The organism is Kitasatospora sp. NPDC002965, from assembly GCF_040611255.1.
Classification (GTDB): Bacteria; Actinomycetota; Actinomycetes; order Streptomycetales; family Streptomycetaceae; genus Kitasatospora.
In genome coordinates, this window is record NZ_JBEXNT010000052.1 from 1 (window position 1) to 20,162 (window position 20,162).

Below are 20,162 nucleotides of genomic sequence, written 5' to 3' on the forward strand. Positions count from 1 at the left end.
GCGCAGCTGCCGTGAAGCCCGTCCGGGGGCCGCTCCCAGCGTGCTCCGCTGGTCGTCCAAGCTCGGCGCACGGTTCGCCGGCCGGGGCCGCGCCGTCGGCGGGCGACGCGCCGGTGACGAACGCCTCGTACGCGCCGGCCAGCCGGCAGGCGCCCGCGTGGTCGGTGAGCACCCCGTCGATCCGGCGCAGCGCGTCGTACCCGGTGGTGCCGGCGCACGGCCAGTCGGCGGGGAGCCGCTCGTCGCCGGTGAGGATCTTCTCCACCACCGTGTACGCCCCGCCGGTGGCCCGGGCCAGCCGCTCCAGGTACCCGCGCGGATCGGCCAGACCGTCCGGGTGGTCGATCCGGAAGCCGTCCAGGACGCCCTCGCGGTGCAGCCGCAGCAGCACGCCGTGCGTCGCCTCGAACACCTCGGGCTCCTCGACCCGGACGGCGATCAGCTCGTTGACGGTGAAGAACCGCCGGTAGTTGAGTTCGGTGCGGGCCAGCCGCCACCAGGCGAGCCGGTACCACTGCCGGGCGAGCAGCTCGGGCAGCGGGAGCCGCTCGGTGCCGGGGCGCAGCGGGAGGGCGTGGTCGTGGTAGCGGAGGGTGTCGCCGTCGACGGCCAGGTCGCCGAGGACGGCGCCGAGCCGGTCGCCGAGCAGCGGCAGCAGGACCCGTCCGCGCCCGGGGGCGTCGGGCGGGCCGGGCTGGGCGCTCCAGTCGATGTCGAACCAGCGCGCGTACGGCGAGTCGGGTCCGTCCCGCAGGACGTGCCAGAGCGGCCGGTTGAGGTGCTCGGGTGCGGGGACGGCCATGTGGTTGGGCACCACGTCGGCGATCAGCCGCAGGCCGTGCCGGTGCGCCTCGGCGGCCAGCGCGCGCAGGGCGTCCTCACCGCCGAGCTGCTCGCCGATCCGGCCGTGGTCGACGGTGTCGTAGCCGTGGGTGGAGCCGGGGACGGCCTCCAGCAGCGGGGAGAGGTGCAGGTGGGAGACGCCGAGGGCGGCCAGGTAGGGGACGGCCGCGGCGGCGTCGTGCAGGGTGAAGCCCGGCTGGAGCTGGAGGCGGTAGCTGGCGGTGGGGACGCCGGCGGGAGGGACGACGGCCGGGCGGGGCTGCGCGGGCTCGGCGGCGTTGGTCATGTGTCCATGCCTACCCGGCCGGGCCGGTACGCAAGACCCGTTGCTGACCCGAACAGGTGAGCGGCGCGGTGGACGGCCGGGCCCGGAGGCTCCCGCCGGGGCCGGTCGCGCCCTCGCGGCCCGGTCCCCTGCCACCCGGTGCCCGCCACCGGCCGGCAGGGCTCTCGCCGGCCGGTGGCGGGCACCGTCCTTCCTGCGGGGGAGGCGGTGCGCCGGACCCCCGGGGGATCTCACGCGGGCCGTTGCAGCACCATCAGCGAGCGGTCGGTGAGCCAGAGGGTGTCCCCGGCCTTGACCCGGGCGCCCGACCCCGGCGGGGGCAGCCGCGGCTGCGCGGTGTCCACCACCACCTGCCACTCCTGCCCGTGCCCGGCCGGGACGGTGAACTCCAGCTGTTCGAAGTGCGCGTTGAACAGCAGCAGGAAGGAATCGTCGACGATCCGCCCGCCGCGCCGGTCCGGCTCCGAGATGGCGTAGCCGTTGAGGAAGACGGTGAGGGACTTGGCGTAGCTGGCCCCCCAGTTGCGCTTGGTCATCTCCTCCCCGCCGGGTGTGAACCAGGCGATGTCGGTGAGGTCCTCGTACCCGCCGGTGCCGTCCCCGGCGGGGCGGCCGGAGAGGGCGGGGCCCGAGACGGGGCGGCCGTGGAAGAAGCGGCGGCGCCGGAAGACGGGGTGGTCGCGGCGGAGCCAGACCATGCCCTGGGTGAACTCCAGCAGCCGGGCGCCGGGCCCGTCGCCGTCCGGCCAGTGCACCCAGCTCAGCTCGTTGTCCTGGCAGTAGGTGTTGTTGTTGCCCAGCTGGGTGCGGCCGAACTCGTCGCCGTGCGAGAGCATCGGTACGCCCTGGGAGAGCATCAGGGTGGCGAGGAAGTTGCGCTGCTGGCGCGCGCGCAGCTCCTCGACCGCCGGGTCGTCGGAGGGCCCTTCGGCGCCGCAGTTCCAGGAGCGGTTGAAGGACTCGCCGTCCCGGTTGCCCTCGCCGTTGGCCTCGTTGCGCTTCTCGTTGTAGGAGACGAGGTCGCGCAGGGTGAAGCCGTCGTGGCAGGTGACGAAGTTGATCGAGGCGATCGGGCGGCGGCCGTCGTCCTGGTAGAGGTCGGAGGAGCCGGTGAGCCGGGAGCCGAACTCGGCGAGGGTGGCGTTCTCGCCGCGCCACAGGTCGCGGACGGTGTCCCGGTACATGCCGTTCCACTCGGTCCACAGCGGCGGGAAGTTGCCGACCTGGTAGCCGCCCTCGCCGAGGTCCCAGGGCTCGGCGATCAGCTTGGCCTGGGAGACCACCGGGTCCTGCTGGACGAGGTCGAAGAACGAGGACAGCCGGTCGACCTCGTGGAACTGCCGGGCGAGGGTGGCGGCGAGGTCGAAGCGGAAGCCGTCGACGTGCATCTCGGTGACCCAGTAGCGCAGCGAGTCCATGATCAGCTGGAGCACGTGCGGGCTGCGCATCAGCAGGCTGTTGCCGGTGCCGGTGGTGTCCTCGTAGAACCGCTGGTCCCGGGCCAGCCGGTAGTAGGAGGCGTTGTCCAGGCCGCGCATCGACAGCGTCGGACCGAGGTGGTTGCCCTCGGCGGTGTGGTTGTAGACCACGTCGAGGATGACCTCGATGCCGGCCGCGTGCAGGGCCTTCACCATCGACTTGAACTCCTGCACCTGCTGGCCGCGGTCGCCGGTGGAGGAGTAGGAGGAGTGCGGGGCGAAGAAGCCGATCGTGTTGTAGCCCCAGTAGTTGGAGAGGCCGAGGTCGCGCAGCCGGTGATCACGGACGAACTGGTGCACCGGCATCAGTTCGATCGCGGTGACGCCGAGCTTGGCCAGGTGCTCGATCACGGCGGGGTGGGCGACGCCCGCGTAGGTGCCGCGGATCTCCTCCGGGATGCCGGGGTGGAGCCGGGTGAGGCCCTTCACGTGGGCCTCGTACAGGACGGTGCGGTGGTAGTCGGTGCGCGGCGGTCGGTCGGTGCCCCAGTCGAAGTAGGGGTTGATCACCACCGAGTGCATGGTGTGGGGCGCCGAGTCGAGGTCGTTGCGGCGCTCGGGCGCGCCGAAGTGGTAGCCGTAGACGGACTCGTCCCAGTCGATGTTCCCGCTCATCGCCTTGGCGTACGGGTCCAGCAGCAGTTTCGCGCTGTTGTGCCGCTGACCGAGCCCCGGGTTGTGGGGGCCGTGGACGCGGAAGCCGTACCGCTGGCCGGGCTGGACGCCCGGGAGGTAGGCGTGCCGGACGAAGGCGTCGGTCTCGCGCAGCTCGACGGAGGTCTCCGCACCGTCCTCGCCGAGCAGGCAGAGCTCGATCCGGTCGGCGCTCTCCGAGAACACCGCGAAGTTGGTGCCGGCCCCGTCGTAGGTGGCACCGAGGGGGTAGGGCTTCCCTGGCCAGACCTGCATGGCTCCTCAACTTCCTTGCTTAGAAGGAGAACTGACAGATAGTCCGATGGTCGGGCCGGACCCCGACGCTCTCTTCCCGGCCGGGCGGCCGGGCATGTGCGACGGTCGTGTGCCGTGACGCACGGCACAGTCCGCATACTCCCCGACGCGTCCCCCGAGGGCGGGGCCATTTGTGCCGTATTCGCCCGAACGGGTGTCCGCCCGGACTCCCGGGACCGGTCCGGGACCGGTCCGGGGTGCGTCGGGGGCCCGGCCGGAGCGGTTCCGGCGCCCGTGCGCGGCCCTGCGCGATCCGGCGCGTCCCGGTGCCGTCCGGGGGCTTCCGGGCGGGCGGGGCAGGTGAGACGGTTGGGGCGGGCGGGGGTCGGGGCGCCGCCGTGGCCGAACCGGCTGCGGGCGGTTCGCGGCGGGCAGTACTCTTGATCGTCCGGCCGCCCCGCACTCGTGGCGCAGTATCAGAAGGCCCGGCGGTGAGCCGTTCCGGACGAGCCGGACGGGCAGCACACAGACAGCAGCAGAGCCGGCCGTACGGCGAGCCGTACAGCGAGCAGGCAGCTCCGAGCAGGAACCAGGTGAGGTGGCGCATGGTGTTCCCCGCCGGCGGACGTGGCGGTGGGCCCGGCGGCCCCGACCGGGGCAGCGCCCGCAGCGAGGCGCAGACGGTCGTCATGCGCCCCGCCCTGACCGGCCGGGCGGTCGTGCCCGCGCAGGGCGGCCCGGTCGAGGTCCCCGCGCTGGCCTGGTCCGGCGCCGAGTGGGAGGACGCCTACCAGCGGGTCCGGCTGTCCGGCCGCGCCTACGTCTGGCTCAACCTCGTCGAGCAGCGGCTCCGCTCGCTCGTCGACGAGGTGCTGCACCCGATCTACGCGCCCGCCCACGGCGAGGACTGGGTCACGGCCGCAGCCGGCCCGGCGGGCGAGGAGTGGGCGCACCGGGCGGGCGCCGTCCGCGAGGTCAGCCGCCGCAAGGGCTACCTGCTCGACCCGGCCGACGACGACCCGCTGGTCTTCCTCACCCTGCCCCAGCTGCGGGAGCTGATGGTCCAGCACTGGCCCTGCTTCGAGCCCTACCTGGCGGACCGTCGGGAGATAGAACTGGCGTTGGACGAGCTGGAGGTCGCCCGGCACGTCGTCTCCCGCAACCGCGTCCTCACCGGCACCGTCCTCGCCCAGACCGAACGCGCCGCCGCCCGGCTGCTGGCCCTGCTCGACGGCGGCGCCGGCGGCGTCCCCGCCGACGTCGTCGAGTCCCTGGTCGCCGGCCGCTACGCGGACGTCGTCGCCGTCCACCCCGACCGGGTCCGGCTCCAGCGCGACCTGCCCGTCGAGGACCTGCTCGACGGCGCCAGGCGGCTCGACGCGCTGGGCATCGGCCTCGGCATGCTCTGCCAGAACTACACCGGCAAGCGGCTCGTCCGGCTCGCCACCGACGGCTGCCGGGTCCGGCTGCTGTTCCTCAACCCGACCAGCAGCGCCGTCCGCCGCCGCGAACGCGAGCTGGGCCTCGGGCGCGGCGAGCTGGCCCGCTCGATCCAGATGAACATCCTGCACGTCCGCCGGGTCCGCGCCCGGCTGCGGGACCAGGGCGGCTTCGAGATCAGGGTCTTCGACGAGACTCCCCGGTTCACCGCCTACCTGGTCGAGGGCCCGGCCGGTGCGGGGCAGCTCGGCGCCGGCGGTCGCCGCCAGACCCGGGACCTCGGCGTCGTCCAGCCCTACCTGCGCCGCGCGCGCGGCATGGAGTCGCCCGCGCTGGTGCTGCGCGGCGGTGCCGGCCAGCAGCCGGGCGGGACGGACGCCGGGCTGCTGGAGGTCTACCGCGAGGAGTTCGAGGGCATCTGGGCGGACTCCCGGCCGGTCTCCTGACGCCCGCCTCCCCGGGCGAGGAGCCCGCGCCCCGGGGCCTCACCGAGGCGACCTCGTGACGGGACCTCGGCGAGGGGCCTCGTGACGGGTACGGGCAGGGCGGCGGACGGGCCGTAGGCCGGACGGATGGCGACCGGCGGCTGATCGGCCGACGGACGGTCAGCCGGGGTGCCCGTTCCGGGGGCGGGCCGGGCCGGGGCTTGCTAGCGTCGATTTCATGATCAGCAGGCCGGTTCCGGGCCTGCCGCGCGTCCCCCCGGCTGCCGCGAGGCCCCCTTCGGCATGCCCGCGCACCCCTGCCCGTCGATCCGGAAGGCCCGCCGTTGTCCAGTCAGTACGCGACCGACCCTGGCGCCCCCGGCGCCTCCCGCCGCAGCTTCGTCCGCACCGCCCTCGGGGCCGGCGCCGCCGGGGCGCTCACCCTCGGCACCGGCGGCGCCGCGCCCGCGGCCCCCGGGCCGCGCGCGACCACCGGCCTGATCCCGTTCCACGGCCTCCACCAGGCCGGCATCCTGAACCCCCCACCCGGGTACGGCACCTTCCTCGCCGTCGACGTCAACGTCGCCGACCGCACGGCGCTGGGGGCGCTGCTGCGCACCCTCACCGACCGGATCCGCTTCCTGACCGGCGGCGGCACCCCGCCCGACCTCGGCCCCGACGCCCCGCCCGCGGACAGCGGCACCCTCGGGACCGCCGCCGCCCTGCCCACCGACGACCTCACCGTCACCGTCGCCGTCGGCGCCTCCCTCTTCGACGCCCGCTACGGCCTCGCCGACGCCCGCCCCCGCAAGCTCACCGCGATGCGGACCTTCCCCAACGACGCGCTGCGCCCCGCCGAGTGCCACGGGGACCTCTCGCTCCAGGTCTGCGCCACGAGCCGGGACACCGTCGAGCACGCCGTGCGCGACCTGCTGCGGGCGCTCCGGGGCGCGGTCCGGCCGCGCTGGCAGCTGGACGGCTTCCAGAACCGCGCCCGTCCGTCCGGCGCCGCACGGAACCTGCTCGGCTTCAAGGACGGTATCGAGAACCCCGACACCGGCTCCGCCCGGGACATGGACGAGCTGGTCTGGGTCGGCGCGGGCGGCGGCGAACCCGCCTGGGCGGTCGGCGGCAGCTACCAGGTGGTCCGGGCCGTCCGCACCCTGACCGGGCCCTGGGACGAGGTGCCGCTGACGGACCAGGAGCGGATGATCGGCCGCCGCAAGTCCGACGGCGCCCCGCTCGGCCGCGCCAAGGAGAACGACAAACCGGACTACGGCCAGGACCCGAAGGGCGCCGTGATCGCCCTCGACTCGCACATCAGGCTCGCCAACCCGCGCACCGACGCGGCCCGGGGCAGCCGCATCCTGCGCCGCGCCTTCACCTACGACCGGGGCCTCGACGCGGACGGCGTCCCCGAGCACGGCCTGGCGTTCTGCTGCTACCAGCAGGACGTGGTCCGCCAGTTCGAGGCGGTCCAGACCCGGCTCGCCGACGAGCCGCTGGCCCGCTTCCTCCGCCCCACCGGAGGCGGCTACTTCTACGTCCTCCCCGGAGTCCGGGACGCCGCCGACTGGCTCGGCCGGACCCTGCTCGACGCGGCCTGAGCGCCGCCCCCGCCCGCCCCACCGGCCGGATTGTCGGAGGGGCGGGCGATGATAGGGGCTGTTTCGACCAGTAGGACGGAAGGACACACCCCTATGAGCTGGTGGCAGCAGCCACTGGTCGGCTTCGACCTGGAGACCACGGGCACCGACCCGGCCGTGGACCGCATCGTCACGGCCGCCCTCGTGGACACCGTCGGGGCCCGCCGGCTGAGCGCCACCGGCTGGCTCCTCGACCCGGGCGTCCCGATCCCCGCCGAGGCCGAGGCGATCCACGGCATCGGCGACGGCCTCGCCCGCGCCAAGGGCCGCCCGGCCAAGGAGGCGGTGGACGAGATAGCCGCCGCCCTCTGCGAGCGGCTCGCCGCCGGGCGTCCGGTGGTGGCCTTCAACGCCACCTTCGACCTCTCGCTGCTCGACGCGGAGCTGCGCCGGCACGGACTGCCGTCGCTCGCCGAGCGCCTCGGCGGCCCCGTCGGACCGGTCCTCGACGCGCTGGTCATCGACCGCGCCGTGGACAAGTACCGCAAGGGCTCCCGGACGCTCCAGCGGGTCTGCGAGGTGTACGGCGTCGAGCTGACCGACGCGCACGAGGCCGGCAGCGACGCGCTCGCCGCCGTCCGGGTGGCCGTCGCGCTGGGTGAGCGCTACCCGGCCGAGGTCGGCGCCGTCCCGCCCGCCGAGCTCCACACCCGCCAGATCGGCTGGTACCGGGTCTGGGCCGAGGACCTCCAGGCGTGGTTCCGCCGCGGCAAGGACCCGCAGGCCGTCATCGACCCCCGCTGGCCCCTGCGCTGAGGCGGCCGGCGACCGGCGACCGGTGATCGCACTGCGCCCGCCCGCCCGCCCGCCCGACGCGGTGCGGGCGGCGGTGCGGGCGCCGGTGCCCGGCGGCGCACCCGGTCCGTGACCGGAGCGCGGGCCGGGTGCGGTCGCGTTGCCGATCCGCCGCCGGGCCGCCCGGCAGCCTGCCGTGCGGAGGCCCGTCTGCGACACTGCCGCAATGATCATCAGACTGGCTGAGCACGATCTCCCCGTCTTCCTCGGGCTCGCGGCCGAGGTGGAGGAGTGGTTCGGACCGATGGTGGCCGAGCCCGGGTTCCACCGGGCGGTGGCCGGGCACACCGAGCGCGGGCTCGCGCTGGTCGCCGACGGCCCGGACGGCCCGCTCGGCGGGCTGCTCTTCGGGACCGGCCCGGACGGCCGCCACCACCTGCACTGGCTGGTGGTGGCCGAGCGGGCCCGGGGGACGGGCGTCGGGCGGGCCCTGGTCGACGACGCGCTGCGGCGGTACGTCCGCGGCCCCGCGACGGTGGAGGTGATCACCTTCGGCGCCGACCACCCGGGTGCGGTGGCCAGTGGCGCCAGGGTCTTCTACGAGCGGCTCGGCTTCGCCCCGGGCGGGCCCGCCGCGCCGGGGCCGGAGGGCGGCTCGCGACAGGTCTACCGGCTCGCCGTGGAGTAGCCGGCCTCCGGCGCGGGGGCGAGGAGGCGTGTCTTGGCGAGGGCGAACTCGGCGCCGTCCAGGAGGCCCTCCCGGTGCAGCACGGCCACTCGCTCCAGCTCCCGGGCGAGGACGGCGTCGCCGGACTGCTCGTCGGGCGGGCGGACGGCGATCTCGGCACCGTCCGGGTGCTGAGGGTCGTAGCGGACGGTCACCCGGTCGCCGACCCGGGGCAGCGCGTAGGCCGGGAACGCCCCCGGCTGGGTGGTCGCGCGCTCCTCGCCGTCGAGGGTGCGGTACTTCACGGTGAGCCGCAGACCGACCCGGCGAGGAGCGGGGGTGGCCGCCTCCGCGAGCGCGGTGACGGTGCCGGCGACGGTGACGCCGTGGTCGGCCAGTCGTCGGGCGAGGGCCCGTGCCCGGCGGTGCACCGCGGTCTCGCGGGCCACCCGCCGTTCCGCGGGGACGCCCGCCAGGAGGGCGATCAGGGCAAACGCACCGATCGGGACCAGGAGCCAGGGGCGAGGGGCCCCGTCGGCGCCGTAGGCGCCCACCAGGGTGAGCAGGAGCCAGACCGGGAGGATCAGGCCGCCCGACATGCGGTGGCAGCGGTCGTCCTCGTCGGCGTTGTTGGCCAGGGCAGCCGCGCAGACCATCGAGAGCAGCCAGCACACCAGGCCGCAGGTGATCTCCAGCACCATGGCGTTGGCGTCGCAGCCCGTCTCCCGGCCGCAGGGGTCGGCGGCGGGCACCCGCACCAGTCCGGCGGTGCCGAGCCGACCGGCCGCCACGGCGAGGCCGCACAGGAGGACGAGGGCCAGCAGACGGGGTCCGGTGATCCGGCGCTCTGTCGTCATGCGGGGACGGTAGTGCCGTTCGACCGTCCCCGGGGTGAACCGGGGCGGCCCGCGGGGGAAGACCCGGGTGAACGGGAGGCGTCGGCGGTGCGGCGTCTACGGCAGCGCGGGCCGGCGGTCCTCGGGGGCGCGTCCGAGCAGCTGGGCCTTGGCCAGGGCGAACTCGACCTCGTCCAGGGCCCCTTGACGGTGCAGGGCGGCGAGGCGCTCCAGGCCGTCCACGATCTCCGGCGGTGCGGCTCCGGGGGTGGTGGTGGGGACGGCGTCGTCGGGGCCGGGGTCCGTGACGGTGGCCCGGGCCACCGACGGGTCGGCCGGGTCGTAGCGGACCTCGGCGGGGCTGCCGCGGCGCGGGCCCCCGGGGGCGGGGAAGGCGCCGGTCACGGTGGTGGTGCGGACGGTGCCGTCCGCGGTGGTGAACTCGACGGTCAGCCGAAGGACGGGGTCGCCGTCGTGAGTGCTGCCGTCACCGGCGACGCCCACCACCGTGCCGGTGACGGTGACACCGGACCCGGCCAGCCTGCGCTCCTGTCCGGCGGTGCGGAGCTGCTCCGTCCGCGTGGTGCGCCACCGCCGGGCGCCGAAGCGGTCGAGTCCGATCGTGGCCAGCGCGAGCGGGGCGACCGGGGCGAGCAGCCACGGGTGGAAGGTGTTGTCGGCGAAGGAGGCGCCGACCAGACCGAGGGCGACGCAGCCGAGCAGGACGCCGCGGTCGGAGGTGGCCGAGTCGCCGTCCAGCGGACCGTCCCCGTGCGCGGTGGTGGCGGTGCCCACCAGGGCTGCCAGCCAGCACAGGAGGCCACCGGCGAGGTGGACGGCGATGTCGAGGCCGCCGCAGGACCGTTCGGGCCCGCAGGCGTCCTCGACGAAGGCCCGGACGAAGCCGGTGCCGGTGATCCAGCCGGCCGCCGCGACGGGGGTGGCGAGCGCGAGCAGTCCGAGGACCCGACCGGTACTCAGGCGTGGTCCGAGCGGTCCGAGTTCCGTGGGGTGATCGGTGGCCATGGGCCGGATCCTAGGGGGCGTGGGTGACGGGACGGACGGTGCCCGGGTGACCGGATCAGCTCGCCGGGACGTCGAAGCGGTAACCCTGGACCACCAGCCAGGGCAGCAGTTGCCGGAGCGCGGCGACGGTCTGGCTGCGGTCGCCGCCGCCGTCGTGGAGCAGGACGACGCCTCCCGGCCTGAGCCCGGTCCGGACGGCCGAGACGATCGCGGCCGTGCCGGGGCGGGACCAGTCGCGCGGGTCGACCGACCAGCCGAGCGGTCGCAGGCCGTTGTCCGCGGCGATCCGCCGGTTGTCCTCGGTGAACGCGCCGCCGGGGGCGCGGAACCAGCCCACCGTGGAGCCCGGGCCGCCGGCCCGGACGATCATGGTCTCGGCGTCGGCGATCTGACGGACCGCCCGGTCGTGCGGGAGGGCGGCGAACGGCTGCGGGTGGTCGACGCTGTGGTCGCAGAGCCGGTGGCCGGCTGCCACGATCCGCCGGACGGTGGCCGGATCGGCGGCGGCCTGCTTGCCGACCAGGCAGAACGTGGCCTTGGCGTTGTACTGGGCGAGCAGGTCCAGGACCTGGCCGGTGGCCGGGCCGGGGCCGTCGTCGAAGGTGAGCGCGACCGTCCGGCCGCCGGACGCGGTGGAGCTGACGATCGCGGTGGAGACCCCGGCGGAGGGCGCCGGGGGCGCCGGCGTCCTGGGCGCGGTGGTGGTGGGGGACGGCGCCGGTGCGGGGGGTGTCGTCGGCCTCGCGGTCGGGGGGCGGGGGGTGGTGGGCTTCGGGGCGGGCGTGCGGGTGGGCGGTGACGTGACCGGCGGGGTGGCCGGGGCGGAGCCGGACACCGGAGGGCCGGACGGCGGAGGCACGGACGCCGACGACCCGGGCGACGGCGGTCCGGACGGCGGTGGCGCGGACGGCGACGCGGGGGCGGTCGGTACCGGGCCCGTCGGCGACGAGGGTGCGGCGGTGGTCGTGCCCGGTTCGGGCCGGAGCGCGCCGTTGGCGGTGCCGCAGGCGGCGAGCGCCAGCGAGGCGGCGAGCGCGGCGCAGCCCGTGGCGAGTCGGCGGCGCCGGGCGGAGGACGAGGGGCGCGGCGGGGCGGAGTGCTGCGGCATGGCGGCGGCTCCTGAGGTGCAGAGGCGGATGCCGATCCTAGGTCGGTATGACTGTCGGATAAGACGCCGGCAGCATCGACCCGGTTGCGCCCTCCTCGGGGGACACCCCCGCCCCGACGGCCCTTCAGGGCCGCCGCCACGCGCGGTCCGCCGCACCCCCGCCCGTGCCCCCGCCCGCACCCCCGCCCGCCGGACCGGCCCGCCGCACCGGCCGCAGGGTCAGAACGGGTACCAGCGCACGTCCGTCGCCCCCGAGCGCAGCGAGTCCACCCGCCGCCGGAACTCGGCGAGCGCGGCCGGGTTGCCCGGCACCTGCTGGGCGACCCAGGAGGCGCTCGCCGTCTCGCGGGCCCCGCGCAGCACCGTGAAGCCGGACCACTCGCGCACGTCCCAGCCGTACGCGTCGGTGAACGCCCGGTACTCCTCGGCGGGGACGCCGTAGCGGTCGTGGCTGAGCGCCAGGACCACCAGGTCGTGCTCACGCAGGTCGCGCGAGACGGTCTCCAGGTCGAGCAGGACGGGCCCGTCCGGCCCGATGTGGACGTTGCGCGGCAACGCGTCGCCGTGGATCACCCCGGTCGGCAGGTGCGGGTGGAGGTCGGGCAGGGCCGCGGCGAAGGTGTCCCGGCGGTGGCGCAGGAAGTCCACGTCGGCCGGGTCGACGTGGCCCTCGGCGGAGGCGAGCCAGCGTTCGACGGGGGCGAGCAGGTCGCGCCGGGCGAGCCGGAACGGCGGGTCGGGCAGCAGGTGCAGGGCGGTCAGCAGCGGGGCGAGGTCGGCCGGGCGGGCGGGCCGCCCGGCGGGCGGGAGCCGGTGCCAGAAGGTGACGGGGTGCCCGAGGGTGTGCCGCGGTTCGGCGGGCAGCGCGTCGTACGGGCGGACCACGGGGATGCCCCGGCCGGCCAGCCAGTCGGCGACGGCGAGTTCACGGCGGGTGCGCTCGGCCAGTTCGGGGCCGCGCCCGACCTTGGCGACCACGGCCGGGTCGCCGAGGTCGAAGACGGCGTTCTCGCCGAGCGCGAGCAGCCGCGCGCCGTCGGGCGCGGGAAGGCCGGCGGACTCGCAGGCGTGGGCGAGGATCAGCCGGGCCCGGCTCTCGTCGAAGGGGAGCATGGGGGTCCGTTCCGTGGTGGCGGTCAGGGCCCGCCTTCGTCCTGCGGCCTGCCGGGCTCCGGACGGACGGCGGGGGTGTGCGGGCGGGGGTGAGGGCGGGCTCCGGGGGGAGACGGCGATCATTCTGGCAAAGAGGTGCCGGGCCCCGCGTGTCGCGGGGCCCGGCGGGTGTGAGGTCGGAGGGGAAGGTCAGACCTCGATCCGGCGGTGCCGGGCCTGGAGGGCCGGCTCGGGGGCCGGCGGGGCGATCGTCGCGGCGGGGGCGCCGACCGGCGGGAAGGTCTCGCCGTGCGAGAGGTTCGGCAGCCAGCCGAGCCAGCGGGGCAGGTACCAGTTGTGGTCCCCGAGCAGGGTCATCACCGCGGGCAGCAGGACCGCGCGGATGATCGTCGCGTCGATCAGCACCGCGACCGCGAGGCCGACGCCCATCTGCTTCATCGCCTGCATGGAGAGGGTGCCGAAGACCCCGAACACCGCCACCATGATCACCGCGGCGCTGGTGACCACCCCGGCCGTGGAGCGGATGCCGTGCGCGACGGCGGCCCGGGTCGGCATGCCCCGGTCGTGGCCCTCCTTGATCCGGGAGACCACGAAGACGTGGTAGTCCATCGAGAGGCCGAAGAGGATCACGAAGAGGAAGAGCGGCACCCAGGACTCGACCGCGCCGACCCCGGCGGTGCCGAGCAGCGAGGCGCCGACACCGTGCTGGAAGACCAGGGTGAGCACGCCGTACGCGGCGCCGACCGAGAGCAGGTTGAGCACCACGGCGGTGCCGGCGACGGCCAGCGAGCGGAACGAGGTCAGCATCAGGAGGAAGGCGAAGGCCACCACGAAGCCGAACACCAGCGGCATCGAACCGGTCATCTTGGCGTTGAAGTCGTACGAGCCGGCGGTGCGACCGGTGACCGGGGCCTCGGTGCCGGGCACCTTGAGGACGGTGGAGGGCACCAGGTCCTCGCGGAGGGCCTTCAGCGCGCCGTTGCTGACGTCGTCGTTGCCGGTGCCGTTGAGCGGTATGTCGACGGTGGCGACGTTCTGCTCGGCGTGGACGGTGACGTCCACCGGACCGTGCATCCGGCCGCTGGCCAGGGCCTTCGCCTTGAGGTCGGCGATCGCCGCGGTCATCGCGGGGGAGTCGATGTCGGTGGACTTGATGACCACGGAGGCGGGGGCCGGGCTGCCGGGGAAGGCGGCCTCGATCTTCTGCGAGACGGCGACCAGCCGGTTGCCCTCGGGCAGCTGCTGCTGGAACGTGAGGTTGGCGGTGTGCATGGTGAGCATGGGCGCGGACAGGCCGAGCAGGACGGCGCCGGCGAGGACGGTGGCGGCCAGCGGGCGGCGCAGCACGGGGGTGAGGACGGCGTTCCAGAACCGGCCGCCGGTGGTGGCGGCGTCGGCGCGGCGGAGCTTGCGGAGGAAGGGGACGCGGCCCTTGTCGACCCGGTCGCCGAGCATGGACAGCAGGGCGGGCAGCACGGTGAGCGAGCCGAGCACCGCGGTGACGACGACCACGATGGTGGCGTAGGCCATGGCCTGGAACTCGGCGATTCCGGTGAGGAACATGCCGGCCATGGCGACCACCACGGTGACGCCGGAGACCAGGACGGCCCGGCCGCTGGTGGCGGCGGCGACCTTCAGCGCGGTGTCCAGGTCGCGGCCGGCGGCCCGCTCCTCGCGCTCGCGGCGCAGGTAGAACAGGCAGTAGTCGACGCCGACGGCGAGGCCGACGAGGAGCATCACGGAGCTGGCGTTGTTGCTGGTGTGGAGGAACCCGCTGCTGAGGGCGACCAGCCCGCCGGCCGCGACGAAGGCGGTGATGGCGAGGACCACGGGGAGGACGGCGGCGACCAGCGCGCCGAAGGCGATCAGCAGGATGCCGAGGGCGAGCGGGACGGCCGTCCACTCGGCGCGGGCGAAGTCGTCGGCGAACTGCTGGTCGATCCACTTGCCGGAGCTGGCGTCGCCGAGTTCGACCACGGTGAGGTCGGGGTGCTGCTTCTGCACGGCGGCGACGGCGTCCACCACGGCGGTGACGTTCTCGACCGCCTCGTCGTGATCGCCCTTCACGGTGAGCTGGACGAGGACGGAGTGGCCGTCCGCGGAGATCGCCCGGGTGTCGTACGGGGAGCGGATGCCGTCGGCCTTGCCGGTGCCGTCGACGCCCTTGATCACCTGCTCGACGGTGGTCCTGAAGGCGGGGGCCTCGGAGGTCAGGGTGGCGCTCTGGATCAGCACGGTCTCGCTCGCCGGGGACTTGAGTCCGGCGTCGTCGAGGATCTTGGCGGCCCGGGAGACCTGGCCGGGCATCGCCTCGGACTCCTTGACCTGGGTGCTTCCGTGCAGGCCGCCGAGGAACGCGGCGGCGACGACGAAGATCAGCCAGCCGAAGACGGCCGTCTTTCTGTGCCGGGCGCTCCATGCGCCCATCGCGGCGGCCATGCCGAGCTTGGTCTTCACGAGGTCCCCCTGGGAGAGCGGCCGGAGCCCCGGTGAGCGGGTGCGGCCGGTGGTACGGCGGTGGTCGGCCGCCGGGAGCGGAAGCCGGCTGCGGATCCGGCGTCGCAATCGACCTTAGGGAGACGGAGGTTGACGGAGTATCCGGCTGGCGGGGGAGTTTCCCCTGTGGTCTTCCTCGGGGGAGGGGTGGGGTTTTCCCTACCAGGGAACCCTGACTTCTCCTCCCTGCGGGAGGGTAAAAACTCCACCCTGAGGGGGATCGGTCTCCACCCGGAGCACGAGGTCACGGGTGTCGTACGCGCGCGAAGATGGGTGCGGCCTCCGTACGGCGGCCTCAGGGGGATCGGCTACAGGGTTACGGGGGTTGCTTGCCGGCCGGCAAGCAAGCGGTCGTAGGATGATGCTCCCTGAATACTTACCTGCCGACCGGCTAGGTGCTGTGCCCCTGCACGGCCCGGGCCGGTCTCGATCCGTCGCCCGGCGTCCCGTCCCCCAAGGGCTGCGGTGAACCATGCCCAGGAGGCATCACGAGCATGTTCCACCGACTAGGACATTTCGTCGTCCGTCGCGCCTGGTGGGTGATCGCGGCGTGGGTCATCGCGATGATCGCCATCGCCGCCTCGGCCCCGAAGATCACCGCGCAGACCGACGAGGCCTCGTTCCTTCCCAAGCACTACGAGTCGATCCAGGCCTCGGTGCTCCAGGAGAAGGCGTTCCCGGCCAACTTCACGCCGTCCGCACTCGCGCTCTTCGAGCGCAACGACGGTGCCCCGATGGACGCGTCCGACAAGGACGCCATGGCCAAGATCGTCCAGGGTCTCACCGACAAGAAGATCGAGCACGTCGAGAAGATCGTCCCGGCGAGCGAGCAGTCGACCTCCAAGGACGGCAAGTACGCGCTCGCCCCGATCGCCATCGACAAGGCCACCCAGCAGTCCGACGAGTTCGGCGAGGCCGCCAAGAAGCTCCGGGACGAGGGCAAGTCCCTCACCTCCGGGACCAACCTCAAGTTCCAGCTCGGTGGCGCAGCCGCCCAGGCGCTGGACCAGAAGGAGTCCTCCGGAGCCGCCGACGCCGTGATCGCGCTGGCCACCCTGGTGCTGGTCGTGATCATCGTCGGGATCATCTTCCGCAGCGTCCTCGCCGGACTGCTGCCGATCGTCGTCTCGCTGATCATCGCCATGCCGGCGGCCAACGGCCTGATCGCCTACGCCACCAAGGCGTTCAAACTGGAGAGCACACCGGTCCTGTCGGCGATCCTGATCGTCGTGGTGCTCGGTGTCGGCACCGACTACTTCCTGTTCCTGGCGTTCCGCTACCGCGAGCGGCTGCGCGCCGGTGACGACCGCAAGGAAGCCGTCGCCAACGCGGTCGGCCGGGTCGGCGAGGCCATCGCCTCCGCGGCCGGCGCGGTCACCGTCGCCTTCGCGGTGCTGATCCTCTCCAGCCTCGGCATGTTCAAGGCGCTCGGCCCGGCCCTGGCCATCGCCGTCGTCGTCACCGCGTTCGCCTCGCTCACCCTGGCCCCGGCCCTGCTCGCCGTCATCCCGGCGCGCGCGGTCTTCTGGCCCGGCAAGAAGTGGATGAACGAGCCCAAGGACGCCCGCTTCCTCGCCCTCGGCCGCCTGGTGCAGAAGCGCCCCGCCCTGGTCGCCGTGGCCTCCGGCGGCGTGCTGCTGGCCCTCTCGGCCGGCGCCCTCGGCTACAACGGCACCTTCGACCTCGCGGGCAGCTCCATGCCCAAGGACAAGGAGTCGATGGTCGTCCAGGACAAGCTGGTCAACGGCTTCTCGGCCGGCGCCGCCGACCCGAGCCACGTCTACCTGACCACCACCGGCGGCGGCAAGCTCGACGCGGGTGCGTTCGAGGGCTTCGCCGCCAAGCTCGGCGGCGTTCCCGGCGTGGCCACCGCCGCGTCGAAGCCCCAGCTCAGCGAGGACGGCGCCACCGCCGACTTCACCGTGCTGCTCAAGAACGAGCCGTCCAGCAACGAGGCGATAGACACCCTCACGAAGCTGCGCGAGGTCGCCCACGCGCAGGCGCCGAGCGGCACCGAGACCAAGGTCGGCGGCCTGACCGCCGTCTACAAGGACATCAACCTGGCGATGAGCCACGACTACAAGCTGGTGTTCCCGATCGCAGGTCTGCTGATCCTGCTGATCCTCGGGCTCCAGCTGCGCAGCGTGGTCGCCCCCTGGTACCTGATGGCCTCGGTGGGCCTCGGCTTCACCGCCACCCTCGGGTCCTCGACCCTGCTCTTCCAGAACATCAAGGGCGAGCACGGCATCATGTTCATGCTGCCGATCCTGATCTACCTCTTCGTGGTGGCGATCGGGACCGACTACAACATCCTGATCATCGCCCGTCTGCGTGAGGAGGCCCGCGAGGGCCGCTCCCCGCGCGAGGCGGCCCGGGAGGCGCTGCGCCACGGCGGTCCGACCGTCGCGGCGGCCGGCTTCATCCTGGCGGCGTCGTTCGGGACGTTCATGCTCGCGGGCAACATCTTCATGCTGGAGTTCGGCTTCGCGATGGCCTTCGGCATCATCCTGGCGGCCTTCGTGATGGCGATGTTCTTCACCCCGGCGCTCACCGCGCTGATCGGCCGGGCGGCCTGGTGGCCCGGCCACGGCGACGCCCCGGGCGCCGGCCACGCCCCCGTGGGCGGCTCGCAGGACGCGCACGGACTGCCGGAGGCGGCCGGGCGCCGCTGACCGACCGGTCACCCGGCGGGTACGGCGCAGCACGTACGGCGTATCCGCCACCACGCACCACGCACGCGCACACGGCGCCCGCTCCGGCGGGCGCCGTGTGCGCTTTTCGCCGCCGGGTTGCCCCTTTCCCGAGGGCTGCAAACGTGATCTGTAGAGCAGAAAATCCCCGGTCAATCGGGGTGCGGCCGTGCTACAGTCGAACCAGTTGCAGTTTTGGTTCCCATGAACGCTTGTGTGCGCCTGCTGGTTCCAACCAACAGGCGCATTTGTTTTGTCCGGTGTTTCAGCCTCCGGATGGGGATCGCGGCTACACGGGGTCCACGAGGTGTGGGCTCCGATGCCCCAGTTAGAGGAGACGGTTATGGCTACCGGCACCGTGAAGTGGTTCAACAGCGAAAAGGGCTTCGGCTTCATCGAGCAGGAGACCGGCGGCCCGGACGTGTTCGCCCACTACTCGAACATCAGCGCCCAGGGCTTCCGCGAGCTGGTCGAGGGTCAGAAGGTCGAGTTCGACGTGACCCAGGGCCAGAAGGGCCCGCAGGCCGAGAACATCCGCGTCATCTGAGTCCGGCTTCCGAGCTGACTCGCGATCTCGCGTAGCGAGGGCCCGTACCGCACGGTGCGGGCCCTCGTCCATGCCGCCGAACGGCCGGGGCGGCGCACTCCTTTCCCGACGGCCGGGCAGCCCTTTGAACGGGGCTGTTGACCGACGGATGGAGAAACCGTGACCACCCCTGCCCAGCCGCCCCGCGACGGCGGTCGCACCCGCAAGCCCCGCACCACCCGCACCGGCGGTGCCCCGCGCACCGGCGCGCCCCGCACCGAGGGCGCCCGTTCCGGCGCCCCCCGCGGCGGCGCCCCCCGCACCCCTCGCCGCAACGCGCCCCGCGTCGCCGAGGCCGCCGACTTCACCGTCGTCGAGGGCACCCCGGCCCGGCCCCCGGCGGCGAGCTTCGCCGAGCTGGAGCTCCCCAAGGGCATCCTGAGCGCGCTCACCCGCGAGGGCGTCACCGAGCCGTTCCCGATCCAGGCGGCCACCCTGCCCGACTCGATCGCCGGCCGCGACGTGCTCGGCCGCGGCCGTACCGGCTCCGGCAAGACCCTGGCCTTCGGCCTGCCGGTCCTCGCCCGCACCGCCGGCAAGCGCGCCGACGCCCGCCACCCGCTGGCGCTCGTGCTGACGCCCACCCGCGAGCTGGCCCAGCAGGTGACCGAGGCGCTCACGCCGTACGCCACCGCCGTCAACCTGCGGATCGCCACCGTCGTCGGCGGTATGTCGATCACCCGGCAGGCCAACGCCGTCCGGCGCGGCGCCGAGGTGCTGGTCGCCACCCCCGGCCGGCTGGACGACCTGATCGGCCGCGGCGACGTCAACCTCTCCGACGTCGCGATCACCGTGCTGGACGAGGCCGACCAGATGGCCGACATGGGCTTCCTGCCGCAGGTCACCAAGCTGCTGGAGCAGGTCGCCGAGGGCGGGCAGCGGATGCTGTTCTCCGCCACCCTGGACCGCAACGTCGACCGCCTGGTCAAGCGCTTCCTGACCGACCCGGTCACCCACTCGGTGGACCCCTCGGCCGGTGCCGTCACCACCATGGACCACCACCTGCTGCAGCTGGAGCAGGCCGACAAGGCCTCCGCCGCCGCCCACATCGCCTCCCGCGACGGGCGCGTGATCATGTTCGTGCACACCAAGCACGGCGCGGACCGGCTCGCCAAGCAGCTGCTCGCCACCGGTGTGAAGGCCGCGGCCCTGCACGGCGGCAAGTCCCAGCCGCAGCGCAACCGGGTGCTCGACCAGTTCCGTGACGGTCATATCACCGCGCTGATCGCCACCAACGTCGCCGCGCGCGGCATCCACATCGAGGGCCTCGACCTGGTCGTCAACATCGACCCGCCGATCGACCACAAGGACTACCTGCACCGCGGCGGCCGCACCGCCCGGGCCGGCGAGTCCGGCACCGTGGTCACCCTCGTGCTGCCCGACCAGCGCCGCGAGGTCAACCGGCTGATGACGGTGGCCGGCATCCGCCCGACCACCACCAGGATCCGCCCCGGTGACGCCGAGCTGACCCGGATCACCGGCGCCCGTACCCCCAGCGGCGTCCCGGTCACCCTGGCGGTGCCCGCCCCGGCCGCCGCCCCGGCGGCCGAGGGCAAGTCCTCCGCCCCGCGCCGTCGCCCCGGCAAGCGCTCCGCGCTGCCCGCCGACGTCGACATGAACGGCAACCCGCGCCGCCCCCGTCCGAAGCAGCGGCTCGGTGCCGGTGGTTCCGGCAGCGGCCAGGGCGGCCAGGGCGGCGGCGGTTCCCGCCAGGCGGCCGGATTCATCGGCCGCTCCTCCGGCCGTGCCAAGCCCGGCAGCGGCGCCAAGTCCGGCTCCAACTACGGCACCGGCCGCCAGCGCCGCCAGGCCGACTGAGCGACTCGACCGTGAACGGCCCGGCTCCCCCGGTGAACGGGGGAGCCGGGCCGTTCGGCGTTGCCCCCGCTGACGCGGTGC

14 protein-coding genes are annotated in these 20,162 nt (G+C 74.2%); 7 read left to right on the forward strand and 7 right to left on the reverse strand.

Going from position 1 to position 20,162, the window contains the following annotated elements; all coding sequences use genetic code 11:
- The coding region (locus ABZY91_RS20830; protein ID WP_355404265.1) for an alpha-amylase family glycosyl hydrolase at positions 1-1,129 on the reverse strand (1,129 nt) is incomplete at its 3' end.
- A 230-nt stretch (positions 1,130-1,359) separates the two neighbouring features.
- Entirely contained in the window at positions 1,360-3,516 is a 2,157-nt protein-coding gene (gene glgX, locus ABZY91_RS20835; RefSeq protein WP_355404267.1) for a glycogen debranching protein GlgX, read from the reverse strand.
- 584 nt (positions 3,517-4,100) lie between these two features.
- On the opposite strand from glgX, the gene ABZY91_RS20840 reads away from it, so the two are divergent.
- The 4 genes from ABZY91_RS20840 to ABZY91_RS20855 all read left to right on the forward strand — a co-directional run bounded on the left by ABZY91_RS20840 (position 4,101) and on the right by ABZY91_RS20855 (position 8,429).
- On the forward strand, positions 4,101-5,381 hold the full coding sequence (locus tag ABZY91_RS20840; RefSeq protein ID WP_329881889.1) for an SAV2148 family HEPN domain-containing protein: 1,281 nt from the start codon (positions 4,101-4,103) through the stop codon (positions 5,379-5,381).
- Positions 5,382-5,704: 323 nt separating this feature from the next.
- On the forward strand, positions 5,705-6,967 hold the full coding sequence (locus ABZY91_RS20845; protein WP_355404269.1) for a Dyp-type peroxidase: 1,263 nt from the start codon (positions 5,705-5,707) through the stop codon (positions 6,965-6,967).
- A 93-nt stretch (positions 6,968-7,060) separates the two neighbouring features.
- The gene (locus ABZY91_RS20850; protein ID WP_329881891.1) at positions 7,061-7,762 is read left to right on the forward strand and encodes an exonuclease domain-containing protein; all 702 of its coding nucleotides are present in this window, start codon (positions 7,061-7,063) and stop codon (positions 7,760-7,762) included.
- A gap of 205 nt (positions 7,763-7,967) precedes the next feature.
- Positions 7,968-8,429, forward strand: coding sequence for a GNAT family N-acetyltransferase (locus tag ABZY91_RS20855; RefSeq protein ID WP_355404273.1), 462 nt, complete (start codon positions 7,968-7,970; stop codon positions 8,427-8,429).
- On the opposite strand, the gene ABZY91_RS20860 is transcribed toward ABZY91_RS20855, so the two are convergent.
- From ABZY91_RS20860 to ABZY91_RS20880, 5 genes are all read right to left on the reverse strand, one after another.
- Positions 8,408-9,265, reverse strand: a complete 858-nt coding sequence (locus tag ABZY91_RS20860) for a DUF3592 domain-containing protein (RefSeq protein ID WP_355404275.1) — start codon at positions 9,263-9,265, stop codon at positions 8,408-8,410. The genes ABZY91_RS20855 and ABZY91_RS20860 overlap by 22 nt on opposite strands.
- Before the next feature lie 96 nt (positions 9,266-9,361).
- Complete coding sequence (locus ABZY91_RS20865) at positions 9,362-10,270, reverse strand: SHOCT domain-containing protein (RefSeq protein WP_355404277.1); 909 nt, start codon at positions 10,268-10,270, stop codon at positions 9,362-9,364.
- A 55-nt stretch (positions 10,271-10,325) separates the two neighbouring features.
- A complete protein-coding gene (locus tag ABZY91_RS20870; protein WP_355404279.1) occupies positions 10,326-11,378 on the reverse strand; it encodes a polysaccharide deacetylase family protein in 1,053 nt (350 codons plus the stop codon).
- 219 nt (positions 11,379-11,597) lie between these two features.
- On the reverse strand, positions 11,598-12,491 hold the full coding sequence (locus tag ABZY91_RS20875; RefSeq protein ID WP_355404281.1) for an aminoglycoside phosphotransferase family protein: 894 nt from the start codon (positions 12,489-12,491) through the stop codon (positions 11,598-11,600).
- A gap of 189 nt (positions 12,492-12,680) precedes the next feature.
- On the reverse strand, positions 12,681-14,948 hold the full coding sequence (locus ABZY91_RS20880; protein ID WP_355404284.1) for an MMPL family transporter: 2,268 nt from the start codon (positions 14,946-14,948) through the stop codon (positions 12,681-12,683).
- Positions 14,949-15,481: 533 nt separating this feature from the next.
- Here ABZY91_RS20880 and ABZY91_RS20885 point away from each other — a divergent pair.
- The 3 genes from ABZY91_RS20885 (at position 15,482) to ABZY91_RS20895 (ending at position 20,081) form a co-directional block, all read left to right on the forward strand.
- A complete protein-coding gene (locus ABZY91_RS20885) occupies positions 15,482-17,659 on the forward strand; it encodes an MMPL family transporter (RefSeq protein ID WP_355404286.1) in 2,178 nt (725 codons plus the stop codon).
- 361 nt (positions 17,660-18,020) lie between these two features.
- Positions 18,021-18,224 carry a cold-shock protein gene (locus tag ABZY91_RS20890; protein WP_329881899.1) on the forward strand — a complete coding sequence of 68 codons (204 nt, stop codon included), beginning with the start codon at positions 18,021-18,023 and terminating at the stop codon, positions 18,222-18,224.
- Between the two features lie 159 nt (positions 18,225-18,383).
- The gene (locus ABZY91_RS20895) at positions 18,384-20,081 is read left to right on the forward strand and encodes a DEAD/DEAH box helicase (protein WP_355404288.1); all 1,698 of its coding nucleotides are present in this window, start codon (positions 18,384-18,386) and stop codon (positions 20,079-20,081) included.
- Positions 20,082-20,162 lie beyond the last annotated feature (81 nt).